Source organism: Bartonella sp. F02 (assembly GCF_026929975.1).
Taxonomy (GTDB): domain Bacteria; phylum Pseudomonadota; class Alphaproteobacteria; order Rhizobiales; family Rhizobiaceae; genus Bartonella.
In genome coordinates, this window is record NZ_JANHOK010000002.1 from 205019 (window position 1) to 231118 (window position 26100).

22 protein-coding genes and 2 tRNA genes are annotated in these 26100 nt (G+C 34.1%); 8 read left to right on the forward strand and 16 right to left on the reverse strand.

The genetic code is table 11. The annotated features are described in order from the left end of the window. Window positions 1–51 precede the first annotated feature (51 nt). From NPY00_RS02365 to glpD, 3 genes are all read right to left on the reverse strand, one after another. A complete protein-coding gene (locus NPY00_RS02365) occupies window positions 52–1050 on the reverse strand; it encodes a nicotinate-nucleotide--dimethylbenzimidazole phosphoribosyltransferase (protein WP_269020424.1) in 999 nt (332 codons plus the stop codon). 299 nt (window positions 1051–1349) lie between these two features. Further along, the gene (gene dusA / locus NPY00_RS02370; RefSeq protein ID WP_269020425.1) at window positions 1350–2330 is read right to left on the reverse strand and encodes a tRNA dihydrouridine(20/20a) synthase DusA; all 981 of its coding nucleotides are present in this window, start codon (window positions 2328–2330) and stop codon (window positions 1350–1352) included. Window positions 2331–2588: 258 nt separating this feature from the next. Continuing rightward, entirely contained in the window at window positions 2589–4103 is a 1515-nt protein-coding gene (glpD, locus tag NPY00_RS02375) for a glycerol-3-phosphate dehydrogenase (protein ID WP_269020426.1), read from the reverse strand. A gap of 318 nt (window positions 4104–4421) precedes the next feature. On the opposite strand from glpD, the gene NPY00_RS02380 reads away from it, so the two are divergent. The 4 genes from NPY00_RS02380 to NPY00_RS02395 all read left to right on the forward strand — a co-directional run bounded on the left by NPY00_RS02380 (window position 4422) and on the right by NPY00_RS02395 (window position 7939). Further along, on the forward strand, window positions 4422–5279 hold the full coding sequence (locus tag NPY00_RS02380) for a DsbA family protein (RefSeq protein WP_269020427.1): 858 nt from the start codon (window positions 4422–4424) through the stop codon (window positions 5277–5279). A gap of 244 nt (window positions 5280–5523) precedes the next feature. Then, window positions 5524–6024, forward strand: coding sequence for an acetyl-CoA carboxylase biotin carboxyl carrier protein (gene accB, locus NPY00_RS02385; protein ID WP_269020428.1), 501 nt, complete (start codon window positions 5524–5526; stop codon window positions 6022–6024). A 14-nt stretch (window positions 6025–6038) separates the two neighbouring features. Further along, a complete protein-coding gene (gene accC, locus NPY00_RS02390) occupies window positions 6039–7403 on the forward strand; it encodes an acetyl-CoA carboxylase biotin carboxylase subunit (RefSeq protein ID WP_269020429.1) in 1365 nt (454 codons plus the stop codon). Window positions 7404–7863: 460 nt separating this feature from the next. Then, a tRNA-Thr gene (locus tag NPY00_RS02395) sits at window positions 7864–7939 on the forward strand. A gap of 738 nt (window positions 7940–8677) precedes the next feature. On the opposite strand, the gene NPY00_RS02400 is transcribed toward NPY00_RS02395, so the two are convergent. The 6 genes from NPY00_RS02400 to folE all read right to left on the reverse strand — a co-directional run bounded on the left by NPY00_RS02400 (window position 8678) and on the right by folE (window position 17402). After that, window positions 8678–9103, reverse strand: a complete 426-nt coding sequence (locus tag NPY00_RS02400; RefSeq protein ID WP_269020430.1) for a GNAT family N-acetyltransferase — start codon at window positions 9101–9103, stop codon at window positions 8678–8680. Between the two features lie 480 nt (window positions 9104–9583). Beyond that, window positions 9584–14206: an AAA domain-containing protein gene (locus tag NPY00_RS02405; protein WP_269020431.1), complete on the reverse strand. Its 4623-nt coding sequence runs from the start codon at window positions 14204–14206 to the stop codon at window positions 9584–9586. Window positions 14207–14532: 326 nt separating this feature from the next. Continuing rightward, window positions 14533–15027 carry a hypothetical protein gene (locus NPY00_RS02410; protein ID WP_269020554.1) on the reverse strand — a complete coding sequence of 165 codons (495 nt, stop codon included), beginning with the start codon at window positions 15025–15027 and terminating at the stop codon, window positions 14533–14535. A gap of 133 nt (window positions 15028–15160) precedes the next feature. Beyond that, on the reverse strand, window positions 15161–16363 hold the full coding sequence (locus NPY00_RS02415) for an alpha/beta hydrolase (protein ID WP_269020432.1): 1203 nt from the start codon (window positions 16361–16363) through the stop codon (window positions 15161–15163). A 183-nt stretch (window positions 16364–16546) separates the two neighbouring features. Beyond that, window positions 16547–16631: transfer RNA gene (locus NPY00_RS02420), tRNA-Leu, on the reverse strand. 150 nt (window positions 16632–16781) lie between these two features. Continuing rightward, the gene (gene folE, locus NPY00_RS02425) at window positions 16782–17402 is read right to left on the reverse strand and encodes a GTP cyclohydrolase I FolE (protein ID WP_269020433.1); all 621 of its coding nucleotides are present in this window, start codon (window positions 17400–17402) and stop codon (window positions 16782–16784) included. Between the two features lie 124 nt (window positions 17403–17526). Between folE and NPY00_RS02430 the strand changes: the two genes are divergently transcribed. The 3 genes from NPY00_RS02430 to thrS all read left to right on the forward strand — a co-directional run bounded on the left by NPY00_RS02430 (window position 17527) and on the right by thrS (window position 20423). After that, entirely contained in the window at window positions 17527–17940 is a 414-nt protein-coding gene (locus NPY00_RS02430; protein WP_269020434.1) for an iron-sulfur cluster assembly scaffold protein, read from the forward strand. Window positions 17941–17955: 15 nt separating this feature from the next. Beyond that, window positions 17956–18309, forward strand: a complete 354-nt coding sequence (gene yidD, locus NPY00_RS02435; RefSeq protein ID WP_269020435.1) for a membrane protein insertion efficiency factor YidD — start codon at window positions 17956–17958, stop codon at window positions 18307–18309. Window positions 18310–18446: 137 nt separating this feature from the next. Beyond that, complete coding sequence (thrS, locus tag NPY00_RS02440) at window positions 18447–20423, forward strand: threonine--tRNA ligase (protein ID WP_269020436.1); 1977 nt, start codon at window positions 18447–18449, stop codon at window positions 20421–20423. Window positions 20424–20461: 38 nt separating this feature from the next. Here the strand turns inward: thrS and NPY00_RS02445 are convergent, their stop codons facing one another. The 5 genes from NPY00_RS02445 to NPY00_RS02465 form a co-directional block, all read right to left on the reverse strand. Further along, a complete protein-coding gene (locus NPY00_RS02445; protein WP_269020437.1) occupies window positions 20462–20965 on the reverse strand; it encodes a MerR family transcriptional regulator in 504 nt (167 codons plus the stop codon). Between the two features lie 204 nt (window positions 20966–21169). After that, on the reverse strand, window positions 21170–21481 hold the full coding sequence (locus tag NPY00_RS02450) for an integration host factor subunit alpha (RefSeq protein ID WP_269020438.1): 312 nt from the start codon (window positions 21479–21481) through the stop codon (window positions 21170–21172). A gap of 78 nt (window positions 21482–21559) precedes the next feature. Next, window positions 21560–22534 (reverse strand): beta-ketoacyl-ACP synthase III, encoded by a 975-nt coding sequence (locus NPY00_RS02455; RefSeq protein WP_269020439.1) that lies wholly within the window; start codon window positions 22532–22534, stop codon window positions 21560–21562. 49 nt (window positions 22535–22583) lie between these two features. Next, on the reverse strand, window positions 22584–23654 hold the full coding sequence (gene plsX / locus NPY00_RS02460; protein ID WP_269020440.1) for a phosphate acyltransferase PlsX: 1071 nt from the start codon (window positions 23652–23654) through the stop codon (window positions 22584–22586). Between the two features lie 132 nt (window positions 23655–23786). Then, window positions 23787–24350, reverse strand: a complete 564-nt coding sequence (locus NPY00_RS02465) for a YceD family protein (protein ID WP_269020441.1) — start codon at window positions 24348–24350, stop codon at window positions 23787–23789. A gap of 213 nt (window positions 24351–24563) precedes the next feature. On the opposite strand from NPY00_RS02465, the gene NPY00_RS02470 reads away from it, so the two are divergent. After that, complete coding sequence (locus NPY00_RS02470; RefSeq protein ID WP_442864023.1) at window positions 24564–25064, forward strand: outer membrane protein assembly factor BamE; 501 nt, start codon at window positions 24564–24566, stop codon at window positions 25062–25064. 75 nt (window positions 25065–25139) lie between these two features. On the opposite strand, the gene nusB is transcribed toward NPY00_RS02470, so the two are convergent. Both nusB and NPY00_RS02480 read right to left on the reverse strand, forming a co-directional pair. After that, window positions 25140–25616: a transcription antitermination factor NusB gene (gene nusB / locus NPY00_RS02475; RefSeq protein ID WP_269020442.1), complete on the reverse strand. Its 477-nt coding sequence runs from the start codon at window positions 25614–25616 to the stop codon at window positions 25140–25142. A 2-nt stretch (window positions 25617–25618) separates the two neighbouring features. Beyond that, a complete protein-coding gene (locus NPY00_RS02480; RefSeq protein ID WP_269020443.1) occupies window positions 25619–26080 on the reverse strand; it encodes a 6,7-dimethyl-8-ribityllumazine synthase in 462 nt (153 codons plus the stop codon). Window positions 26081–26100: the final 20 nt, after the last annotated feature.

A 26100-nucleotide genomic window follows, 5' to 3' on the forward strand; every position in this document is an offset into this window, starting at 1 on the left:
ATAAAAATCCTATTAAAATATTTTAATCACATTATTACATTTTAAATGCTCTCAATTTTCTTCTCCAGGGGTTAGCGTCTTTGTATGTGTTAAAACAGCAGCTTTAACAATACCTGCTGCGATAGCCGCACCCGTTCCCTCACCAATCTTCATTCCAAAATCTAAAAGTGGTTTTTTATTAATTTTTTCTAAAAGTTTATAATGTGCCGGCTCAGCAGAAACATGACCAACAATTGCATGATCGAGAGCTTTTGGATGCATTTTATAAAGTATTGCTGCTGCAGTTGTTGCGACAAAACCATCTAAAATAACTGGAATTTTTTCCATTCTTGCAGCAAGAATAGCTCCTACCATAGCGGCAATTTCACGTCCTCCTAAACGACGCATAATTTCAAAAGGATCATTTAGATAATCCTGATGCAAAGCAATCGCCTCTTTTACTGCTATTATTTTACGCTCATATAATTCTTTCGAAGAATCTGTTCCGGATTCTATCCATTCTTCAACATTTCCTCCAAACAAAGCTAAACATAAAGCTGAAGCTATTATTCTATTGCCAATTCCCATTTCACCAACACACAAAAGATCAGTTCCTCCTGCAATTGACTCCATTCCGAATGCCATCGTTGCAGCCGTACTGCGCTCATCCATTGCCGCATCTTTTGTAATATTCATGGTTGGATATTCGAGTGCTAAATCAAAAATTTTTAATCCCAAATCATAAACCGAGCAAATTTGATTGATGGCAGCACAACCAGTTGTAAAATTTTTTACCATCTGTTGAGTCATGGATTGCGGAAAGGATGTAATATTTTCATCTGTAATACCATGGTTACCAGAAAAAATAGCTACTAAAGGACGAGATATAATTGGTTTTTCTTCACCTTTCCATCCAGCATACCAAACAGCAACATCTCCCAATTTTCCTAAGGTTCCTAAAATTTTTGCTAACTGCGCCTGTCTTTTCTTTGCTAAAATTATCATAAATTCATCAGCAACAGGCAAACTTGAAAATAAAGCACGAAAATCATCAAATGGACTGATCGCCATAAAAATACCTTTCCCAATCTACAATGTATTATTAAAATTTAATTTTATAGACAGGGTATAAATAATCTCTTGTCTTTTAAAAAAGAAAACTATTTATATATTAAACAATCTAATAAAATCGCCATTTTCCGGTGATTGATTTACAAATTTTAATAATATGGTTTGAGATTTATATCATTGAAAATTACAGATAAACATTATTTCTAAGCATTATAAATACTCTAAACATTCTAAATCTTTTTATAAAATACTTATTATAAGATATTATAAATAAAACATAAAATTATGAAATATTTATTTTAACTAAGAACAGAAAAAGCTTCTTTTAAAATATGTGCGCCTGCATCTTTTTTTGTTGCATCAGTTGATAAAATTTGTCGCCATCGACGTGCACCATTTCGACCAGAAAATAAACCAACCATATGACATGTCACATGAGAAAGACGTCCACCAGATGCGATGTGCCTAGCCGCATAATCACACATAATCTCAATGAGATCGCAATCGCTCAAATTGTTTTGCAAGTCACCATATATTTCAGAATCAATAAAATATAGAAAATCTGGATTATGATAAACTTGCCGCCCAACCATGACAGCATCACATAATTTCAAATGCTCTTTTACTTGATCAAGTGATTTAATTCCACCATTTATTCCAATGAACTTATTATGATATTTTTGCTTTAAACTATAAACTCTTTCATAATTAAGCGGTGGGATATGGCGATTTTCTTTTGGACTTAATCCCTTTAACCACGCTTTGCGTGCATGCACCCAAAGTGCATCACAGCCCGCATTCCACACTTGATCAGCTAAAAAATCTAAAGCTAGTTTTTCATCTTGCTGATCAACACCAATGCGACATTTTACAGTTATAGGAATATTAACAGCTTGTTTCATTGCTTCTACAGCGCATGCTACAAGATTAGGTTTTAACATCAAGCAAGCACCAAATGTGCCAGCTTGAACACGATTCGATGGACAACCAACATTAAGATTGATTTCATCATAACCAAAATCTTCAGCAATTCGTGCTGCTTCTACCAATTTTTTTGGATCCGCTCCTCCTAATTGCAATGCAATAGGATGCTCTTTATCGCTAAAAGCCAATAATTGTTCACGAACACCGTGAATGGCAGCATCCGCTACAATCATTTCAGTATAAAGAAGTGCTTTTTTTGTTAAAAGACGATAAAAAAATCGGCAATGTCGATCTGTCCACCCTAACATTGGTGCTACTGCAAACTTTACCAATGAGGGAGAATTATAAAGCGTCATAATATATAAATTTATTGTTTGTTATTCTCTGCTAAAATACTCAAAAATTATCTATATTTTGTTTTTGTATTCAAGTAACACAAGTTTTATAAAGATTCATATCAAAAACAAAGAAAATATATTTCTTTTCATACAAAATTTAAAATATTTTTATCATACTATTATGATAATTCAATATCTTATAAAAATTTCAAAAACAATTTTATAAGAAAATGAAATTTAATACAAAACTCTGTAATAACTCATTAAAAATAAAATCTATTGTGTTGTCGTATTTTCTATATATGCAGATATATAATTGGAAAGAACATCAACTTCTTGTTCATTAAATAAAAGACCAAGTTTTGAGCGCCTCCATAACACATCATCACATGTCTGAGCCCATTCTTTTTCGATTAACCATTTCACTTCTGCTTCGTACAGTCCATGTCCAAAATTTTTTCCCTTATCAGCATCACCATTTGCAAATATTGCAAACACTTCTGAACCATAAGAACGAGCGAGTCTACGACTAGTAAAAGAATCCAGACCTGAAAGTAAATGAGAAATCTTATTCTCGATTATATCCAATCTACTATGTAGGAAATCACCTCCAGGAAGTGTTGAATTTTTTGTCCACGAAGCTCCTCTAGAACCAAGAGCTTTTTCAACAAACTTCATCGCATCTTCAGCCAATTTACGATATGTTGTAATTTTCCCTCCATAAAGATTAAGAATCCGTGGTTCTCCTTCTGCGCCAAATTCTTTCAAAACGTAATCACGTGTTATTTCCTGTGCTTTTGAAGCACCATCATCATAAAGTGGTCGAATTCCTGAATAGGTCCACACAATATTTTCACGTAATACACGTTGTGAAAAATATTCACTGGCAGCGGTACAAATATACTCAATCTCCGCATCACAAATAGAAACATCTGAAGGATCACCTTGGTAATCACAATCTGTTGTTCCAAGCAATGTAAACTCCTCTTGGTATGGAATAGAGAAAATAATACGGCCATCATTATTTTGAAAAATATAAGCACAATTATGTGAATAAAGCTTAGGAACAACAATATGAGAACCTTTGACAAGTCGCACAGGTGAATGGTCTTTATAATCAAGTATGTTTGCTAAAATACGGTTGATCCAAGGTCCTGTCATATTTGCAACATAAGAAGCTGTAACACAGTATTCTTGAGCGTTTAACTTATCACGAAGGGTTATAAACCATTTTTGTTTTTCAATTTTTAAAGAGACAACTTCTGTTCGTACTTTTATATCAGCACCCCATTTTTCCGCATCACGTGCATTGGCAATAACTAAACGAGCATCATCAACGATCGCATCAGAATACTCGAAGCCTTTATGATAATTTTCTTTAAGAAAATTTTCTGTTTTTTTTGAAAAATAAACCGTTTTGGAATGCTGAAATTTTTGATTCCAACCACCAAGATAATCATAAATGAAAAGACCTAAACGCAGCATCCAGGCGGGACGCATGTCTTTATGATAAGGAAGAATAAAACGTAAAGGATGTACAATGTGTGGAGCCATACGCCAAATAATTTCACGCTCCTTCAAAGCTTCACGAACAAGTTTAAATTCATAATGTTCAAGATACCGAAGACCACCATGAATCAATTTTGTAGATGCACTCGATGTACCGGATGCCAGATCATTCATTTCTGCAAGTCCAACACTAAATCCACGACCCGCAGCATCTCTTGCTACTCCACATCCATTTATTCCACCACCAATAACAAATAGATCATAATGTGTTGTGATCTCCATTATTTTACTTTCATATTAGATTTATTCCGCACATAGAATGCTATGTGTAAACACAAATTTATCAAGCACTGTCGGAAAAGTACACAGCTTCTTATTTATATCCATTAAATTGTTTTAAATATAAAAATCGCTGTATAATACTGACATAGCAATTTTTAAAACATAACTGCTGTTAAAGAAAATTATAAACTGAAATAAATCAACTAGCTCATAAATATTGACATGTAAGCCGACAAAATATCTCATTCTTTATTGCACATAGCCAACACTTTCCGTATAGTTAATCCATAATTTTTAATGAAAAACAAAGGCGCGCAGATGATTTATCAATATAAAAATTTTAATATGACATTATTTGTTAAACTCTCAATCACTGCCATATTATACATTTTAATCTGCTTACCTTTATCAAATATAGCAGCACAAGAAAAAACTGTAGACCATTTAACAAAAGATAATCTTAAAGTACAGCTTCTTGAAGACTCTACCTTTTTATCCCGACTAAGTGAAAAAATTATACCACAGATCAATGATAATTATATTCGACAAATCATAACAGATTATCTTCTCAATAATCCGGAAATTCTTATTCAGATGCAATTTAGCCTTCAAGAAAAATTCAATGAAAGGAAAAAACAAGAAATACAAACTCTCAAATCATGGGAAAAAGAAATTTTTCAATCTTCTGATGATGCTATTTTAGGAAATCCAAATGGAAAAGTTACACTCGTTGAGTTTTTTGATTATAACTGTAAATATTGCAAGACTTCTTATCCTCATATAATGCACTTAATAAAAGAGCATCCAAACTTGCAAGTCATTATAAAGGATTTACCCATTTTAGGACCTGATTCAGTAGAAGCGCATCTTGTTGCCTATGCATTTAGAAAACAATTCCCTCAAAAATATTCTCAGTTTTATAAAATGCTTTTAACTTCTTCAGGTCGCGCAAATGAATCTAAAGCTATTAAAATAGCAACTTCATTAGGAGCAGATGAAACGACATTGCGTAAGACAATAAAAGACCCTAATATTATGAAAAAGTTTCAAAAAAATGTTCAAATTGCCTCAGAATTAAACATTAATGGAACTCCTTCTTTCATTATTGATGATAAAATATTCGTTGGAGCTGTAGGTGAAGATATTCTAAAGAGAGAAATAGAAAACGCTCAATAAATTTTTTGATTATGATTGTATGAAGTTTATTAAAAAATACCGTAAATTATATTATTTTTCGCTTTCTTTTCTGTGTTGACAAGATTATGAAGCTGATCTTGTAAAAAAGCTGATTTAAAATCATAAAAATGGCATTCTTTAAAAAAGATCAAAGAAAATCATCAGCAGTCTAAAGATATTTGGATATATGCATAATATAATAAAATCATGACGCTTTTCATTTGATCAAGGAGTTAAAAATAAGATGGCTACAAAAAAAATAGATACAACAAAACATGCCAAAATCGATACGGAAGTTATCCGTAATCTTGCTGAAATTTTGAATGATACAAATTTAACTAATATTGAACTTGAACAAGGTGGACTTCGTATTTGTGTTTCACGACAAAACACTCCTGCTTCTTCTGAACAGGTGATCTATACTCCTATTTCTAGTCCTAATCTAACTGCTCCCCCTACATCTCCAACTGAAACTTCTATAACTACTGCTTCTACAAAAGAAGAAAGATCAAAGAATGCTGTTACATCTCCAATGGTTGGAACAGCATATCTTGCTTCTGCTCCAGGTGCGCAACCTTTTGTAGAAATAGGGCAAAATGTTTCTGAAGGTCAAACATTACTGATTATAGAAGCAATGAAAACAATGAATCATATTTCATCACCTCATGCAGGTACTGTAACCGCTATATTGGTTAAAGATGGACAACCCGTTGAGTTTGGTGAACCACTTATTATTGTTGAATAAAACAAGGAGTCATTATGATTCAAAAAATTCTCATTGCTAATCGAGGAGAAATCGCTCTTCGTGTTCTGCGTGCTTGTAAAGAACTTGGGATTAAAACTGTAGCAGTTCATTCAACAGCAGATGCTGATGCTATGTATGTTCGTCTTGCTGATGAGAGTGTTTGTATCGGCCCTCCTCCAGCTCGCGATTCATATTTAAACATTTCTCAAATTATTGCAGCATGTGAGATTACAGGAGCTGATGCAGTGCATCCAGGGTATGGTTTTCTTTCTGAAAATGCAAAATTTGCAGATGTTTTGGAAGCTCATAATATTACATTCATAGGTCCAACAGCTGCACATATCCGAATCATGGGTGATAAAATAGAAGCAAAAAAAACTGCCAAAAATCTTGGAATTCCTGTTGTTCCAGGTTCTGATGGAGCTGTTACAGAAGAAAAAGATGCTTTACGCATCGCTAATGAAATTGGTTATCCTATTATTATTAAAGCTTCTGCCGGAGGTGGCGGACGCGGTATGAAAGTTGTTCGTTCTGATAACGAACTTATGATTGCTCTGAGTATAACACGTTCAGAAGCTGGAGCGGCATTTAATAATGATTCAGTTTATATTGAAAAATATCTAGAAAAACCGCGCCATATTGAAATTCAAATTATAGGTGATGGAGCTGGAAACGCTGTTCATTTAGGAGAACGTGATTGTTCGCTTCAGCGACGTCACCAAAAAGTATGGGAAGAAGCGCCTTCCCCTACACTTAATGAACGTGAAAGAAAAAAAATTGGTGAAATTGTTGCAAATGCTTGTGCAAAACTTAAATATCGTGGCGTAGGTACTGTTGAATTCCTTTATGAAAATGATGAGTTCTATTTTATTGAAATGAATACTCGTTTACAAGTTGAACATCCTGTTACTGAAGCAATTACAGGTATTGATTTGGTTCACGAACAAATTCGTATTGCATCTGGCCAAGGACTTTCATTTACACAAAACGATATTCATTTTTCGGGTCATGCTATTGAATGTCGTATTAACGCTGAAGATCCTGTTAATTTTACGCCTTCTCCAGGACGTATCACACATTTCCATACACCTGGTGGATTAGGCGTTCGTGTTGATTCAAGTGCTTATTCTGGTTATCAGATTCCCCCCTATTACGATAGTTTGCTTGGAAAACTAATTGTTCATGGTCGCACACGCTTAGAATGCATGATGCGTTTGCGGTGTGCTTTGGATGAATTCGTTGTTGATGGAATTAAAACTACACTGCCTTTATTTCGTGACCTTATTAATAATAAAGATATCATCAATGGTGATTATAATATTCACTGGTTAGAAAATTATCTTTCTGAAAAAGAAGCTCATAAAAATTATGAGAAATAGCAATGGTAAACATTGAGTGTAAAAAATGGTTTATATTTGTTAATAACTCATTTGAGCGTTATTATTGTAGACTTTTCACAATATCGTAACATGAAAAGATAAACATAACCAATTTATGAAAAATATCTCATGATGGAGTATGTTATTTCATAAGAAATATGTCTTATTTTTTATGGAGTGTTTGAAGCAATAAAAGCTCACATTCTTCAGATATACAGGGTGATTGTAGCTTATTTTTATTTTGATAAAATGAACATTCTCAAATAGATACACGAAAATAATTCAATGAAAATATATACTGTCCACCCATGTAATAATAACCTCAAAGTTATTATGTAAGGCAGTAATATAAAAAATATTATTTTATTAGTCTATAATAAAAATTATTTAACATTTATGCTAAAAAATATTATTTTTTATTTGCCTTTTTGTAAGTTTGTGTTAGGTTCTGCGCGGTGTTGCCCTTATAGCTCAGTTGGTAGAGCACCTGATTTGTAATCAGGGGGTCGGGAGTTCGAGTCTCTCTGGGGGCACCAGAAATATGATAATATTTTATTATTTCTTAAATTAGTTATTTAAAATATCCAAAAAAGCTACCTTTTGTGTTTCTATTAGAGCGTTATCAGGTGGAATTGTAACTATAAAAAATTGCAGTATCAGGCGTCAGAAAGCGTTTTTCTTTCTGAAAGCGAATCCTTTAAAAACCTCCATGGCTTCATAACAAACATAAAAACTCAATACAAATTCACCTTAGGCATTGTAAAAGATGTGTACCATATTTACAAAATCACCTTCCTATGTCTGAACACCAACGTATTCTTTTATCGCATAGAGTTTATTGATATTTTTTAAAAGTAAAGGATAATACAGTAAGCTTAGGGAATAAGTTTTCCAACTCGTCTTTTAAAGGCGAGTGAATTACTGTTCTTTAGTCTTTCTTTCTATTTTTTAATGCCGCTAAATCTATCTATGATAAAGGATGGCTTGTTTTTGAAACATAAGCGAACATAGTAGTAGGGTATAAAGTATATTAGTAATTTTATAGATATTATTACAAGAGACTTTTAGATGTTTTCTTATACTTAAAAGTTATTACCTTAGACACAATAAGTCTTATAGTATTTAACTATCTGATATTACTTTAACTCAAGTTGTAAATAAGCAAAAACAACCTTTCAAGTATGGTATTAGTTAATAGTCTACGTATTGCTTGTAATATTTTTTTGAGGAAATTAATTCCATATTTGAACAGATCATACCATATTTTTTAAATCTCACGCGTCAGACGAAATCCAACTGTAAATATTTTGGTCGTGAAAAACTCCATTTAAATATTCAGCCTGTCTCAACGTTCCTTCATACATAAAACCGAAACGCCTTGCAACTGCATTGCTTTTCTGATTAAAAGTGGAGCACTTAATTACAAAATGGTGGATGACACCACATGAAGAATAGCATTCAACGAGAGCTTTTATTGCTCGTGTCATAATTCCATTCCCTTGAGCTCTGCTATCAAGCCAATATCCGATATATCCGACTTTATTTCTACTATCGATGCTGTTAAAGGAAAGTAGACCAACCGGATCATCATTGAACAAAATAACATATGTTTTTCCCTCATTTTTTTGATGTGCAAGTAAACAGGAACCAAGAAAACTGGCTGTGTTATCTTCATGATTAACAAAGCGCGGCCACATCATAAATGTATTAAAGTATTCTTTATTGAAATGAATAACCTCATATAGCGCAGAAGCAAATTTTTTTGATGGTGTCCGCTAGCCAGATATTTTCATCTACGTAGAAGCCTTCTTCTCGATCTAATAAATCTTTAAAAGTGGTAGATAAAACAGACGAAGGTACTACATCCCATCCTTATTGTAATACTTTAGTAGAAACTAACTAGTCGATCATGATTTTCAGAAAACTAAAAATAATCGCCGATGGTACAATGTCATAAAATCTTTTTTATTACAAATTCATACCATTAGATTTACGGAAAAAGAATATCCACCTGATTTAACCAAACCACACATAAAAAAGTTACTGTTGGTAATGCGAGCTAGTAAGATGGTGAAATTTTATCAGAAAGATCCGAAACCTTATCTTATGCTCTCATTAAACTCTGGATATCTAGATAATATTTTCTCTACAAAAGGAACTTATATATCAAAAATTTTTAATCACGCATAATTGTTCATGTTTTCTTCTAAAAAATTGTCCGTAATAATTTCAGTTTTTTTTAGCTCTGATACTAAAACACTACGAAACTCAGTATGAGAACTCTTAGGAGCACGATCAAAACCAATCGGCTCGATTCCATTATCAGATAACTTCTGAATAAGATCAGCAATCATCTCACTTTTTCGTCGGTTCCAACTCGATGCAAAACAACGCCAAAATACCCAACCTGCACGCTCTAAGATTCTTTGACGATGCATATCTTCTTCCCACTTGTCTGATCCGTGATATCTATCTCCATCACACTCAATAGCAATACGAGAATCATTATCACCTTCAACAACCATATCAATTCTGAATTGACCAACTTTCACTTGAGGAGTCACCCAATAACCGCGTTCAGTTAAAACATCATAAACTTCAGTCTCAAATTGAGATTCACATAGTTGACGTAAATCTTCCTTTCGATCTTCATCCTGAGCAAAAGGAGCAGAAAAGTGATTAATTAAATTCCGACGCAGAATATCCTTTGAACTAAGATCTTCAATCATAACCGAACGCACAAGATACATACGATCCCTTGCTCGCGAAGCTGCAACATTAAATCTTTGTTCGTACATTTTTCCTGATAAAGCTCTAATATCATTATTAGGCGCAACAACCATAGACAAAAATATTATATCTCGCTCTTTACCTTGAAAAGTTCTAGCATCACCACAAGTAATTTTATGTCGTTCTAATTCTCTAGGATCTAATTCCTTTACAAGCATATCCCAAATTAAGCGTGCCTGTTTATCCGCAAGTAAAGATACCACACCAATAGATCGATTCATATAATGTTTATCAGAAACTATACGTTTAATTTCTTCAACAATAAATCGTGCTTCAACTTTATTCTCATCGCCAGATCTGTACCCATCTTTAATAAAAACATCTATCAGAGGTGGATCAAGCCGCTCAGAATTTTTTGGGAGACGTAATGGCTTAAGTTCATGATTATAAAATTCCCTTTTTGAGTACTCAATAATTGGCTCAACACATCGAAAATGCTCCTTTAGCATCACAGAACTTTTTGCATAAACTACTTTAAATAAATCGTAAATTGAACGATCCGGAGACATTTGCGGACGATATAACTCGACCTGATTCTTTAGAAAGCGTGCCATCAAATTTCGAATTTTGTCTTCTTCCAGTCCAATGCTTTCAGGTGCTACTTGCTTATCATCCCCTACAATAAGTATTTTTTTAGCTCTGAGTAGAGCAGGTAAAGCCGTTAAATCTGATTGCGATGCTTCATCAATAATAACAAGATCAAAATATCCTAATTCAGATGGAAGAGATTCAGAAATGCGATAATGCGACATAATCCAACAAGGAACAGCCGAGCTGGCCAAATGTGCAGCGTTCCGTGCATCTTGTCGATAGCGAATTGATCGCTTACCTGTGCCTTTACCTATTTTTTGTATAGAAATTAAATAATTTTGCAACGCTGCCCGAATACGTGACGAAGTATTTTCAGAAAACTTCAACCACGTACGTTTAGCTATAACATTTTTATAAGCGTTTGAAAGAGCTTTCTCAGTGTCAGACCGCTGTTTTGATAACTTCTTCAATTCTTCATGTGCATCAATCTCGTTTAAATATGTATCCAAACGCTTAAGTTTCCAATTCTTTTTCCAATTACTTAGTAATAAATCATTTGCTGCAAGATTATCAAATGGTTCACGCAACAATGCTGCATATTGAGGAGCTCCAGACTCACAAATTAAGTCTGTGATTTTTTGAACTGTATCTAGTTTTGATCTTAGCGCTAAAACACGAGAAAGTTCTGTCATCAATTCAGACCATTTTTTTTGTATTTCACTCTTATTTATTGCTGGGTTACCAAGAGTCTGATTAAAAAAATCTTTGATCGTTTCAACAACAGGACCGTTGTGTTCTGAAAGTATTTTTTGAAATTGAGCTTGCTGTGTATATACATTAATAAGGCGACTCTGTTTTAAATGATGTTGGAGTATCTTGTGTAATTCTTCTAGAGTTTCCAAATTTATAGTTTCATTTTCAATTCCCACCCATGAAGGAAATATTGTAGATACTTTCTGAAAAATTTCTTGCTCAAAATTCAATTCTTTTTTAATGTCCTCGTAGACAGTAAAAATCTCAATTGCATTTAGGCCTCCCTGAGGAGTTTCATCCAAGATAGGTAAACTGAGGTCTTTTGCTAGCTGGTTCCATACAAGTGTGCATTCACGTAAAGACTGTTGTAAAATAATATATTCTTCAACATGTTTCCAATCATCTATTGATTTAGTAAAATTTCCTAATATTTGAATAGAATCTAATATCTTTTTTTCTTCAGATTTACCTATCCAACCAACAAAACCAAAGGGTTTTCTTCCTGAAGCTAGATTTTTGACGGCATTAACAAGCTCACTATTTGTTTCAAAGTTATTTGAAATAGTAACTGGTCGACTTAAAAAAGATTCACGTTGTTTTTTGATCGCACTTAATTTTTCTCCTAATTCATCAAGCAAATACTGAACACGTTCTTTATTCGGATCACACAGTTGAATTTTTACTGCATTGATCCACGGATAAGCTGTGTCATGCAAAGTTCGATGAACATTTTTCCATGCATTAATTGTATCTTTTAAAATTTTTACTGTTTCGATAGTATTCTGTGAAAAATCTACAAGGTTCGGAACTTCTCCGTTTTCAACCTCACGTTTAAGTTGCTCGAACTGTAATAAATCTTCATGTATTTGACACATAGACCATTCATCTGGAAACTCAGTCAATTGTGGCAACGAAGCATTGAGATACATAAGATCTCTTCTCAATTCAGATCTCATTGCACGGAGTTCACAGATATCTTGATCATTAAATTTTGGTTTAAAATTTTTAGTAATATTTATTGGATCTGGTATACACTCGAAAGTTCCTTGACTATTGACAAGTTCTTTAGCAGCTTCTTCAGGGCTCAGTTCATTGGAATCTATAACTATCTTATCAAGATTTTTCTTCGCCCAACTAAAAATATCTCTATCAATGCAAGACAATTGTCCATGAAAACTATCTATTGATTCCTCAAGATGTTTAATTTCTTCTGATACAGCTGTCCGATTAATATTTTGGATCTCAAATGCAATTTTATTTATTGATTGCTCAAATTTCTTTAATCCCTCTTCCTCATTGCTTAGCAATGCAATTGTAAGCGATCTGATTTCATCAGGAATTTGATCTGTTAAGACTCCAAGAGCAGAATCTTTCATCGACGTAACAAGCACTTTCTTACCTTGTGCAAGATAATGACAAATAATATTAGCAATTGTATGCGTTTTTCCTGTCCCAGGTGGACCTTGAACGACTACTCCATTAAAACGTTCGAGAAATTGAATAATTTGAACCTGCTCATCGTTAAACGGTTTCGGAAAATAAAGATCTTTACTTTTATGAGACTCAACTGATCGATTCTCGTAATGACTCGTTGATACACCCCGAAAACTAGAAAATTCAATCTCTGGATTTTCATCAATTGGATCCATAAAAATTTCAGATATTGCAGATTCAGGTATTACTGAAAGAATATTTTTGCATGTTTCTATTTCTTTTTTGAAACGATCAAGATCTTGAAGATATGCACTATTTGTTTTAGGACGAGCAAACAAAACCCAAGTATCCGTCACTTTTAATTTGTCTTCAGCAGGTGGATGCGTTCTATCATTCAATGAAGTTTGCGAAGGCCAATAGATTCCACTAGAGTCCAAGTGAGTTACTGCGCTTCTCAGAAGTATCTCATAAGTATTGCGATCAAAGGGAGAGAAAATACTAGGTAAATTTTCAAAAAATTCTTTGGCCTGTTTTTCAAGTTCTGTTACTCCAGGATTATCTTGTGTTGCATACCAATCAAGCTCCATTCGAGGTGGAATATTTCTTGGACGCACCTCAAAGGTTCCCGTACCTTTATCCAATGAAAGCTCAACACATTGATTAATTAGTGGATAACAAACAGTCGTTTCTGAAGTTTTCAAAATTCCAAAACCAATCCCCCAAACAAATTCAATAGGTCCCCCAGAAATATTACCGTCCAATATCTGTTTCAAATTAAATAATTTAGAATAAATATTGATAGTTTGGCGCCGTTTTTTTTCCTCATTTGCCCATGGAATCCATTCTTCATTGATGTATTTTTCATATAAAGTAAGCACTTCGTGACGCTCAGAATAATCTTCTAAATTAACCGTTTCATTAGAATTGATTACCAAAAGCTCTGAATTTTCATTGTCCGAATAAATTTCCGCACCTAGAAGAACTCTTTTACACACACTCTGTTTTAAAGTCGGTTCTTCATTCGGATCTTGAAATAGTAACAACCATGGTTCGAGGTACTGATTTGTTACCTCTGGCGGTTTAGTTTCTTGCAGACGTTCAACGGATAACCAAACCTCATCATCTTCATTTGTATCACTTTCATTTAACTTAATACCAGGTAATCCAAATAAATCATTTTCATATAAAGTAAAAATATTATGAGAAGAAACTGAAGCAACTGGCTTTTGCTTCAATCGAGCTGAATGATAAGAAAACTCAATTAGTGCTTCTAAACGATCAATTTGTAAACTCATTAACGCCTCGTTACTGTATTTTAAATACAATGTATGTAAAAAACAGAAAAATTGTTTAAAATGAGGCAATGTTGTTTTAATACTGTCAATTTTAAGTTTAATAGCTTAAAAGCTTGCTATATACTTTCTATATAAAAGTTGAGATCTGTAGACTTTAAGCAACAATATTACAAAAATATAAGAATTTTCTATTGAATTTAAACAAATGCAAGAAAAATTCTGAAAAATTCTATCAATTTTATTTTCTTATATGATAGTTTTATTTTAATAGTTTCAATTACATTTATAGCGTTTTTTTCAATACTTAAATTCATAGGAAATTGAATTTATAATTCTTTTTCAAAAAGATGAGGATTTTCAAGAATAAGATTTTCTCGTGCTTTTTGTAATTGTTTAATAATTTCATCAATTTTTGATGGAAAATAAGAAGAATCTTGCTCATTAAAGGCACACTTCTTTTGTTCAACAGTAGAAAAATATTGTATCTGAGACTGAAGCATTCTAATTTCTTGAAAAAAAAGACGACTATTTTCTTTAAAATCATGATTAAGTGAAAAAAGTTGATCAGAAATTGATAACAGAATCTGTTTTAAAGAACGCTCATTTTCTTGGCGTTTTCTGTACTCTAAAATAAGGGCGTAGCTTATTTCATCCAACTGCTTTTTAGTTGCATCAAGTTGATACAATAAATCTGGGTTATTATCTCGATTTTCTTTCTTAACTTTCAAAAGCATAGCGTGGATATCCAACAATCTCTTTGCAGAGTAAGAAAAATGATCGACTACTTTAAGTGTACTAGTACGGCGTTTCTGCGCAACCATCATACATTGACCTAATGATTGTTTTTTTAATTTATTCTACTATCTCTTTTCTTCTTCTACAGAATTATTCTAAAGAAAGTACTAAAAAATATCGCTTTCATTTTTTTTAACTATTAGCTTACTCTTCTTATATTTAATGATGAGTAAATGGATAATGATAAGTTAGCGGAGATAAAAAATGTGCGGGTGTATAAAGAATAAAACGCGTAGTTTTTTCTAAAACACTGCTGCCATCAGCAAGAATTGCTTGACTAGGCGTTAATTCAGTACCTTGCATAATCGTTGAAGCAAGAGAACCTTCTCGAGAAAGAGCCATTAATGTTGGCGAAGATGCAAATACATTATGTGCTCCACCATCAACATCAGAAACATCTAAAACAGCAATCCCATTTTCGCGCAATGTCTCAATATCTGAACCATCTCCTATTCGAGTATGCCCACCTGTCAAACGTCTTGAAAAAGCCAGAGCTTTATCTTTGCGTGATACTAGAACAGCTGTCGGCCGTGGAAGTTCTTTAATATCATTAAGCTGACGCTCAAATACATCAAGATCAATATCGGGAGCAGCCATTAAGAGACTTGTAATACGTTGAATGGATTTATACTTTCCTTGTAATGCTAAAGTTCTAAACGCTTCCATCGTAACAAAATTTCCCATAGAATGTGCAATGATAGAAACATAATCAGCGTCTGTTTTACTAATAACAGTTAAAAGCTCCATTAATCCATCGCGTGCAAAATTCGCACTATCACGATCATAAATGTATAAAGGTATTGATCCAGCAGAAGGCCATGAATAATGTACAGTAACAACATCTAAAGAATAATCGTAAGTAAATTGAGCTGTACGAAATGTACCATCCGCAAAATTATTGTTATAACCATGAATAAAAAGAAAAATTTCTCTTTTTCCCTTTGGTTTTTTTGCTAAAGCAATATTCAATTGTTGTTTAAACTGTTCCCTGTCATCGTATTTTTGCAAAGCTACTGCTGCAAAATACTTATCATGAGTGGGCTTATAAGCATTTGTTTCCACAACACCTTTCACGTGTTGTTGCGGAATTCCAACATCAACACGATTATAATGGACTTTATTTGATCGCCCAGACCCATAAGGTTGAGAATAACTATTTTGCATCATACGACTGGTTGCCACATACACTGGAATGATCGCTTTTGGCAGAACAGGATTCTTTTCAACTTCCTGTCGTGCAGCAATCATAGATGGTGTCGCATGTATACCATGCCACAGTACAGCACGCGATCTGCTACATGCCACGAGTGTAATCAAGCAAATAAAAAGTGCCGAATATCTCAAAAATATTGTATTTTTCACCACAATACCATTCAGTTTTATAAAAATAGGGAGTCAATACTTTTAACATAAATATTAAAAATATAATGTAATAAAAAAATATATAAAAAAAGAAAAAAAATTCAGTTTTAATTTTGATATAAACTGAAAAATTTATAATATTACAAGGAAATATACACAAATTAAAATTTTATTTAAAAAAAATGGTGCGGTCGAGAAGACTCGAACTTCCACGGGTTGCCCCACAGCGACCTCAACGCTGCGCGTCTACCAATTCCGCCACGACCGCACATCATAAAAAAACTGAATATGTATCAGTTCTCGGCATTTAACAAATCATAAAGCAAGTCACAAGCTTATTTTCACATTCTTATAATTTATTTTATAAAAATCTTTAATTTTTTTGATATACATTACGAAAATTTTCATATCAGTATAATCATGATCTGCGTATCATCGTCATAAAATGAGATTGCGCTACTGAATTTTTTTCATAATAACCACGAAAGCTTGTTGTAATCGTTGTAGTTCCGTGTTTTTGAACTCCCCGCATAACCATACACATATGTTCAGCTTCAATCAGGATTGCAACACCACGAGGCTTTAGATATTTATTTAATGCATCAGCCACTTGAGCGGTCATTGTTTCTTGTGTTTGTAAACGTCGAGAAAAAACATTCACAACACGTGCAACTTTTGAAAGACCAACAACCTTTTTATCAGGAAGATAAGCAATATGAGCCTTCCCAACAATGGGTATCATATGATGTTCACAATGTGAATAAAAAGGGATATCTTTTATTATGACTGGTTCATTATACCCTGAAACTTCTTCAAAAACAGTTCCTAAAATTTCTTCAACAGATTCATTATAACCAGAAAAAAGATCACCATATGCTTTAGCAACACGACTTGGAGTATCTAAAAGTCCTTCTCGATTCGGATTTTCTCCTATCCATAATAACAGAGTACGTACTGCTGCTTCTACTTCCTTTAAACTAGGGCGCTTATTTTCAAAAGAGACTGAGTCTGCAGCTGCTCCTTTCACGATACTATGCATAAAAACTCCAATCTCCGTATAAAAAATGTCTGTTACAATATCTATTTTATCTAGTATATAATTGCTATATAAGTGAATTAAAAGCGTAAACCATATAACTTTTTACATTTCAGACAATTGTTTCATGATTAATGAGATTTATAATGATAAAATACTGGAATATGCTGCCAGTATAAGTAGAATTGGACGTCTTAATGATCCGGATGCAACATCAAAAAAATATGGGCGACTTTGTGGATCAACAGTTATTGTAGATCTAAAAATTAAAAATGATATCGTAATCGATTTTGCTCATGAAATACACGCATGTGCACTGGGGCAAGCTGCTGCATCTATCTTAGCAAATCACGTCATTGGTCAAAATACACAAAATCTTAAAATATTACGTAGAACAATTCGAGATATGCTCACAAAAAATGGCCCTCCTCCTTCAATACCACTTGAAGCATTTTCTTGTTTACAACCCATTAAAAACTATAAAGAACGGCATGCATCAACGATGCTCATTTTTGACGCAGTTATAGATTGTATTCAATAAATTGAAGAAAAACAAATGCTTAAAAAATGCTTAAACTTACAAAAAAGACAATCCAGAAATTACACAGGTTCTTGGCGCAAAACACCTGGGAGATTATTAGGTATTACATTCATACGTTTGTATCAAATAACACTTTCAGGTTTTATAGGAAATCAATGTCGCCACACACCAACTTGCTCAGAATACATCTATGAAGCAATTGCACGTCATGGTTTATGGGCTGGTGCGTGGATGGGTTTTTTTCGTATTATACGCTGTGGTCCCTTTGGAACTCGCGGTTTTGATCCAGTGCCAACTTCACTTGATAAAACTTATTCTTTTTATAAACCTTGGCGTTATTGGAAAATTTATACACAACACAATAAATAGCTCTTTTCTTTAAATAGCTCTTTTCTTTTTTTATGCATATTGATAAAAAATTAATTTATTGTCTTTAGCTGATTGTTGTTAATTTTTCACAAAACCATCCGCAATCGTTGGCGGAATTGGAACCAAAAGGTGTTTTTATGTCTTCTTCCGTCTCTCTCTCTTTTCCTGATGGCTCAAAACGCGATTACCCTATTCAAATGACAGGTTTGGAATTAGCTGAATCCATTTCTAAATCACTTGTGAAAAAAGCAGTTGCTTATAGCCTTAACGGCATTATGCGAGATTTGTCAGATCCGTTAAAAGAATCCGGTCAAGTAGAAATTATTACGCGTGATGACACACGTGCACTTGAATTAATACGCCATGATTGTGCCCATGTTTTAGCTGAAGCTGTACAAGAATTATTTCCTGAAACACAAGTTACAATCGGACCCGTTATTGAAAACGGTTTTTATTATGATTTTGCCAGAAAACAACCTTTTACGTTAGATGATCTCAAAACCATTGAACAAAAGATGCGAGAAATTATTCGACGCAATAAACCATTCAAAAAAGAAATCTGGTCTCGTGAAAAAGCTAAGAAAATTTTTACTGAAAAAGGTGAACTGTACAAAGTTGAACTTATTGATGCTATCCCTGAAGATCAAGATGTAAAAATTTACTATCAGGGCGACTGGTTTGATCTTTGTCGTGGTCCACACATGCAATCCACTGGACAAATTGGAAATGCATTTAAATTAATGAAAGTTGCAGGAGCTTATTGGCGTGGCAATGCAAATAATCCTATGTTAACAAGAATTTATGGGACTGCATTTGCTAACGAAAATGACTTAAAAGCTTATCTTCATTTACTCGAAGAGGCCGAAAGACGTGATCATCGTCGCTTAGGACGTGAAATGGATTTATTCCATTTTCAAGAAGAAAGCCCAGGGATGATTTTCTGGCATCCCAAAGGTTGGAAAATGTTTCAAAACCTGATCAGTTACATGCGGAGACGTCTCGATGAACACCAATATGCGGAAGTTAATGCACCGCAAGTTCTTGATAAATCACTCTGGGAAGTATCCGGTCATTGGGGATGGTATAAAGAAAATATGTTTAAAACAATCCCTGCTGCTGATGATTGGGATGATGAATATATTTATGCCCTAAAACCTATGAACTGTCCCGGTCATGTACAGATTTTTAAGCATGGTTTAAAATCTTATCGCGATTTACCTATTCGACTTGCTGAATTTGGTCTTGTTCATCGTTATGAACCTTCAGGTTCTTTGCACGGTCTCATGCGTGTACGGAGTTTCACACAAGATGATGCACACATTTTTTGTACCGATGATCAATTAGCTGATGAGTGTCTTAAGATTAATAATCTTATCTTATCAACATATGCAGATTTCGGTTTTGAAGAAATTAGTCTCAAACTTTCAACACGTCCAGAAAAACGTGTTGGTTCCGACGAATTATGGGATCACGCCGAAAATATTATGATCTCTGTTCTCAAAACAATTGAACAAGAATCTGCAGGGCGAATTAAAACGAGTATTCTTCCCGGTGAAGGAGCATTTTATGGACCAAAATTTGAATATACACTGAAAGATGCTATCGGACGCGAATGGCAATGTGGAACAACACAAGTAGACTTTAATTTACCTGAACGTTTTGGTGCATTTTATATTGACAGAGATTCAGAAAAACGCCAGCCTGTTATGATCCATCGCGCTATTTTTGGATCAATGGAACGTTTCCTCGGTATTCTAATCGAAAACTTTGCTGGACATATGCCACTTTGGCTTGCGCCTCAACAAATTGTTGTTGCGTCAGTTACATCTGAAGCTAATGAATATGCCAAAAAAATAACAACAAAACTTAAAGCCGCCGGTCTTTCTGCAATATCAGACCTTCGTAATGAAAAAATTAATTACAAAATACGGGAACATTCTTTACAAAAAGTTCCTGTAATTCTGGTCTGCGGAAAACGTGAATCTGAAACAAATAGCGTCAATATGCGTCGTTTAGGAAGTACCGACCAAACTTCTTTATCTGTAGAAGAAGCAATTAAACAGCTCTCCAATGAAGCAACCCCTCCTGATTTACACCGATTGATGAACATTTGAAGAAATTATTCAACAATAATAACAACAAATGGCTGCTGCTATCTCGCTCTATCAAGAGTCCGTTTACATTCAATCAATTCAAACAAAGCCTCTTGCAATAATGCCTTATCAGTTTTATCTTCGTGACTATTAACTCTACCAACGGAGGCTTCTTCTTCATTTCTCATAAAACCTAAAAGTCCAAACGTTGCTTTTTTAGGTTTTGCTGGAATAAGATCAGGCATCTGTTCCGCGTGTTTTTTTTCCATCACTATATTCATAGCATCAAGATCGCCACTACCGAGCGCAATCACAAAAGCGCAACCATTTTCTTTTAAAAGGCGCTGAACACCCTTTATCGTATAACCTTGCCCATAAAGTAATTGCTTGATACCATTAAGAAGATCAATATCAGCAGGACGATAATAACGCCTTCCACCACCACGTTTCAATGGCTTAACCTGAGAAAAACGTGTTTCCCAAAATCGCAATACGTGTTGTGGAAGCCCCAACAAATCTGCTACTTCGCTAATTGTGCGAAACGCATCAGGGCTCTTATCCATTTTGCAACACCTTATTTAAAATTAAACAAACAATTTCACAGCAAATAATTAATTTTAATCTTTTAAGCAACATTAGTCAAAAATAAGGCTATATTAAATGCATTTTAGATAAAAATCTTTTAAAATAATAAATATAAGATACCTTATAATTAAAATTTCTATCATTGAATATAAGAAATTTTAATATTATCAATTTATATAAAATTACTTTTGTTTTGCACGATGTGAATCGACAATTCTTTGTTTAAGCACATTTGCAGCTTTAAATGTCACCACTCGCCGTGGTGGAATAAGCGCTTCTACACCCGTTTTAGGATTACGTCCAACTCGTTCACTTTTATTTCGTACTTGAAAAGTCGCAAAAGAAGATAACTTAACCGCTTCACCTTTGACAAGTGAATTACAAATTTCATCCAATACAAGCTCAACTAAAGCCGCAGATTCAGTGTGTGACAAGCCCACTCTCCTACAAACCGCGTTAGCCAAGTCCACACGCGTTACTGTTTTACTTGTCATTATAACCACCCATTCCAATATTAAAAATCATACAGTGATTTATACGTTTTATTCAAATATGGTCAAGTTGGACTTAACCTACCAACGAATAAGAACCGCTCCCCATGTAAACCCCCCTCCCATAGCTTCTAACATAACGAGATTTCCTTTTTTAATTCTTCCATCTTGAACAGCGGTTTCCAAAGCTAATGGAACTGATGCAGCAGATGTATTTCCATGCTGATCCACGGTAATGACAACCTTATCTATTGCAATCCCTAATTTTTTAGCTGATGCTTCGATAATTCGCTTATTAGCTTGATGAGGAACAAACCAATCCAATTGAGAGGAATTTATACCAACAGATGTAAAACAATCATCAACCACATCAGTGATCATACCAACTGCATGCTTGAAAACTTCTCGCCCCTCCATACGTAAATAACCTGTCGTTTGTGTTGTCGAAGGACCGCCATCAACATATAATTTATTTGTATACGCTCCATTAGAACGCAGTTTTGTACACAATATACCAGATTCAAAAAAACTATTATTTTCTACTCCTTGTGCTTCTAAAATAGCTGCACCTGCACCGTCACCAAATAAAACACATGTTGTACGATCTTGCCAATCTAAAATTCGAGAAAACGTTTCAGATCCAATCACCAAAACTCTTTTGACTGTTCCACAGCGTAAATAAGCATCTCCTGTTGTTAATGCAAAAATAAAACCAGAACAAACCGCTTGAATATCAAAAGCAAAACCATGACTCATTCCTAAAGCATTCTGAATCTCAACAGAGGAAGCAGGAAAAGTACGGTTTGGTGTTGAAGTTGCTAAAATAATACAATCAATATCTTTTATCGTCATACCCGCATTTGTTAACGCAGCTTTTGCAGCGGCTACCCCCAAAGAAACAGTTGTTTCATCTGAGTCAGCAATATAACGCTGGCGAATTCCTGTACGCTGAACAATCCATTCATCAGATGTTTCAACAAATTTTGCAATCTCATCATTAGACAAACTTTTTCTAGGTAAAGCACTTCCTATACCACAAACAACTGACCGAATCATTCGTATTTGACCTTTTCCTGTTTTTTTTGACTGAGAATACGAATGTTGATCATATTATTTCCTCATCAACCATCACTGCACTTTCATCACTCAAAATTGTCGCTTTATTTTCATGAAATCGTCTTAAATCAGCCGTTATTTTCTTCAAAAGCTCATTGTTGACCATCTCATAACCAATGCGAATAGCAGAAGCAAAACCACCAGCATTAGCACTACCGTGACTTTTTATTACAATACCATTCAAACCTAAAAGAACACCACCATTAACTCGATCAGGATCCATCTTATATTTTAGTTTACGAAAAGCACCGCGTGATAAAAAATAACCAAGAGAAGAAAAAAGAGAGCTTCGCATAACAGTTCTCAAAGTCTCACTTATCTGCCGTGCAGTTCCTTCTGCTGTTTTTAAAGCGATATTACCCGCAAATCCCTCAGTGACAACAACATCTACTGTTCCTTTACCAATATCATTTCCTTCAACAAAACCCTTATATTCCAACCCTTCTAATTGCACGTTACGCAATATCATTCCTGCTTTTTTGATTTCATAGAGGCCTTTAGCTTCTTCAACCCCAATATTTAAAAGCCCAACACTTGGCTTTTCAACATGATATAAAGCGCGAAACATACCAGCTCCCATAACGGCCAAATCAACCAATTGACTAGCAGATGCACCAATTGTCGCACCAATATCCAAAACAATGCTTTCATTACGCAGTGTTGGCCAAATACCTGCAATCCCAGGGCGCTCAGCTTCCGCCATCATCTTTAAACAAAAGTAAGACATTGCCATAAGTGCACCGGTATTCCCAGCAGAAATACAAACATCTGCTTCACCATTTTTTACAGCCTCAATAGCATACCACATTGATGATTTACCACGTCCAGTCCGAAGTGCTTGGCTAGGTTTCTCATCCATACGTGTATAACCTTCCGTAGGATAAAAGTGTGATGAAGCAACTAAACAAGGATATTTTTTCAAAACTGGTTTAACGGCTTCATCTATACCGTAAAATAAAAAATGAATATTGGGTAAACATTTTTGTGCGATTGCTGCTCCCGCAATAACAACCTCTGGGCCATAATCACCACCCATTACATCCACAGAAACTCTAATCACGTTCGCATATCCCACATTTTTAAAATTGATATTCAAGACTTTGTTTATTCAAGAATAACAAAAACTTTCATCCAAACCGTTTGCAGAAAATACTGCTTTTATTCCAACACACAACAAATATTTTTTACGTATTTATAATTCTTGCCATTTTTTCAAAATAGAAAATGGTGATAATTTCTGATCAACTGACTCTGAACATTGAAACAGATTCATATTCGCGCCTTCTTTCCGTGGATAATGATCAATTGATAATTCAAAAAATTCTTCCATGATTGCACCAACATCAATTTTATCACCATAAAAAATCTCTGGTGTATCTGCTCCTTCCGCTTCTAAAAACAATTCACCTGTATCTTCTAACACTTCTGGCTTAACTAAATTTGAATCTTCAGGAACCAAAACAACTTCTATATTTTCATGCAGAATATTTTCCAAAAGATCTAATGTTACAACACATGATTGGATTATCTGTGCTCGCAACACCCCTTTTACTCTCACTCCACGTTTCTTCCATGGTAAAATATGAAAACTACCTTCACAAGATTTTACTTCGACTAAATCATGATTCTTTGCTAAGTATGTACGTTCGCGTTGAGTTGCGCAAATATGAACTTTTATACCTTTAGCAGGTAATGAATGTACTGAAACTGGATAAGACAGAGCGAACGTCATCTGAGAAACATTTTGAATATTCATTAACAACTCCGAAATATAAAGAGATGTAATATAGCGCTCTTTTATTAAGATAGATTGTATCTTATGCACTTTTTTCTTTGATAAAAAGCTTTATATGACATAACCTCTCTTACAATAAAATGTAAGCTATGCTAAACTATATTGGATTTAAAAGTTTAAAAATATTTTAGAATACCTGACCTACTATATTATTGTGTTAACGTGGAGATATAATTGTTTCAGATAACCTACAAACTCAATTCGATCAAATATAAATTACTGAGCAGTCTACTCATAGCAAGTACAACAGTAATTGCGGGATGTGGTTCAACTAATTTTTTAAATTCAAGTCAAATATATCAAGAAGGATATATTCTTGATCCAAGTGCTCTTGACACTGTTTCTGTTGGATCAAGTCAAGAACAAGTGCTTTTAGCTTTGGGGTCTCCTTCATTAAAAACAAAGTACAATAATGAAGTTTTCTATTATATTTCACAAACTCGGCATCGCGGAATGCAATTTATGAAAACAAGAATTATTAATCGTAAAGTTTTAGCTATTTACTTTAATAAAAATCACCAAGTTGCAAAAATCGCTCATTATGGCCTACAAGATGGAAGAATATTTGATTTTATTTCCCGTACAACACCAACAACTATTCAAGATCACTCTTTCTTAACTCAGATTATTAATGGTTATACAAAAACTGTAAAATTACCAACGACGAACCGGTAATTTTTAAAAATATTTGTAAAACACCTATTATAAATCTACACTAAAGAAATCCTTATATTGCTTCTCAAGTTGTTATTACTTGGAGAGGCGGATTTCTTTCGCTATGCTATCTAAAACTGCATTGACAAGTTTTGCTTCATCACTTTCAAAAAATGCCTTTGCTATATCAACATACTCGTTCACAACAACAGCAACAGGAACATCGTTTCGGTTTATTAACTCCCATAAACCTGCTCGTAATATTGCTCGTAATATTGAATCAAGACGAGAAAGTGACCATTCTTCAGAAAGTCTCTGATGAAGTATAGGATCTAATTTTTTTTGATCTTGCACAACACCTGCTATAATAGATTTAAACCATTGAAAATCAGCATCAAGATACTGATCACCATCAATATTTTTTCCTAAACGATAAGTCTCATACTCAGCGGCTGTTTCTATAACACCACTCCCTACTATATCCATTTGGTAAAGTGCCTGTACTGCAGCTAATCTTGCCGCTCCACGTTTATTCGCTAAACGTGGAGAATACGTTTTTTTTATATCTGTCATATTTAATGATTATCTCCAAATTTCTTTTTGAGAGCAATCATACATAAAGCAGCTTCAGCAGCAAAACCACCTTTATTTTTTTTATTTTCTTGCGCACGCGCCCACGCTTGTTGTTCATTTTCAACAGTCAAAATACCATTTCCAATCGCTAAATGCTTTTGAACCGTTAAATCCATCAATGCTCTACAAGAATTATCAGCAACAATCTCAAAATGATATGTTTCTCCTCGGATAACGCAACCAAGCGCAACATAACCATCATAAGATACTTTATTACTGTTATGTTCAGCAAAAACAATCGCACTAGGAATTTCTAATGCCCCAGGAACTGTTATAATATCATAAGTCACTTCAGCTTTCTGCAAAGCACTAATCGCACCATCAAGAAGAGCATTAGAAATTTCATCATAAAAACGTGCCTCCACAATCAATAAATGTGGTTGTTGACGTTTTTCTTTAATCATAACAAAACCTCTTTAGAAAA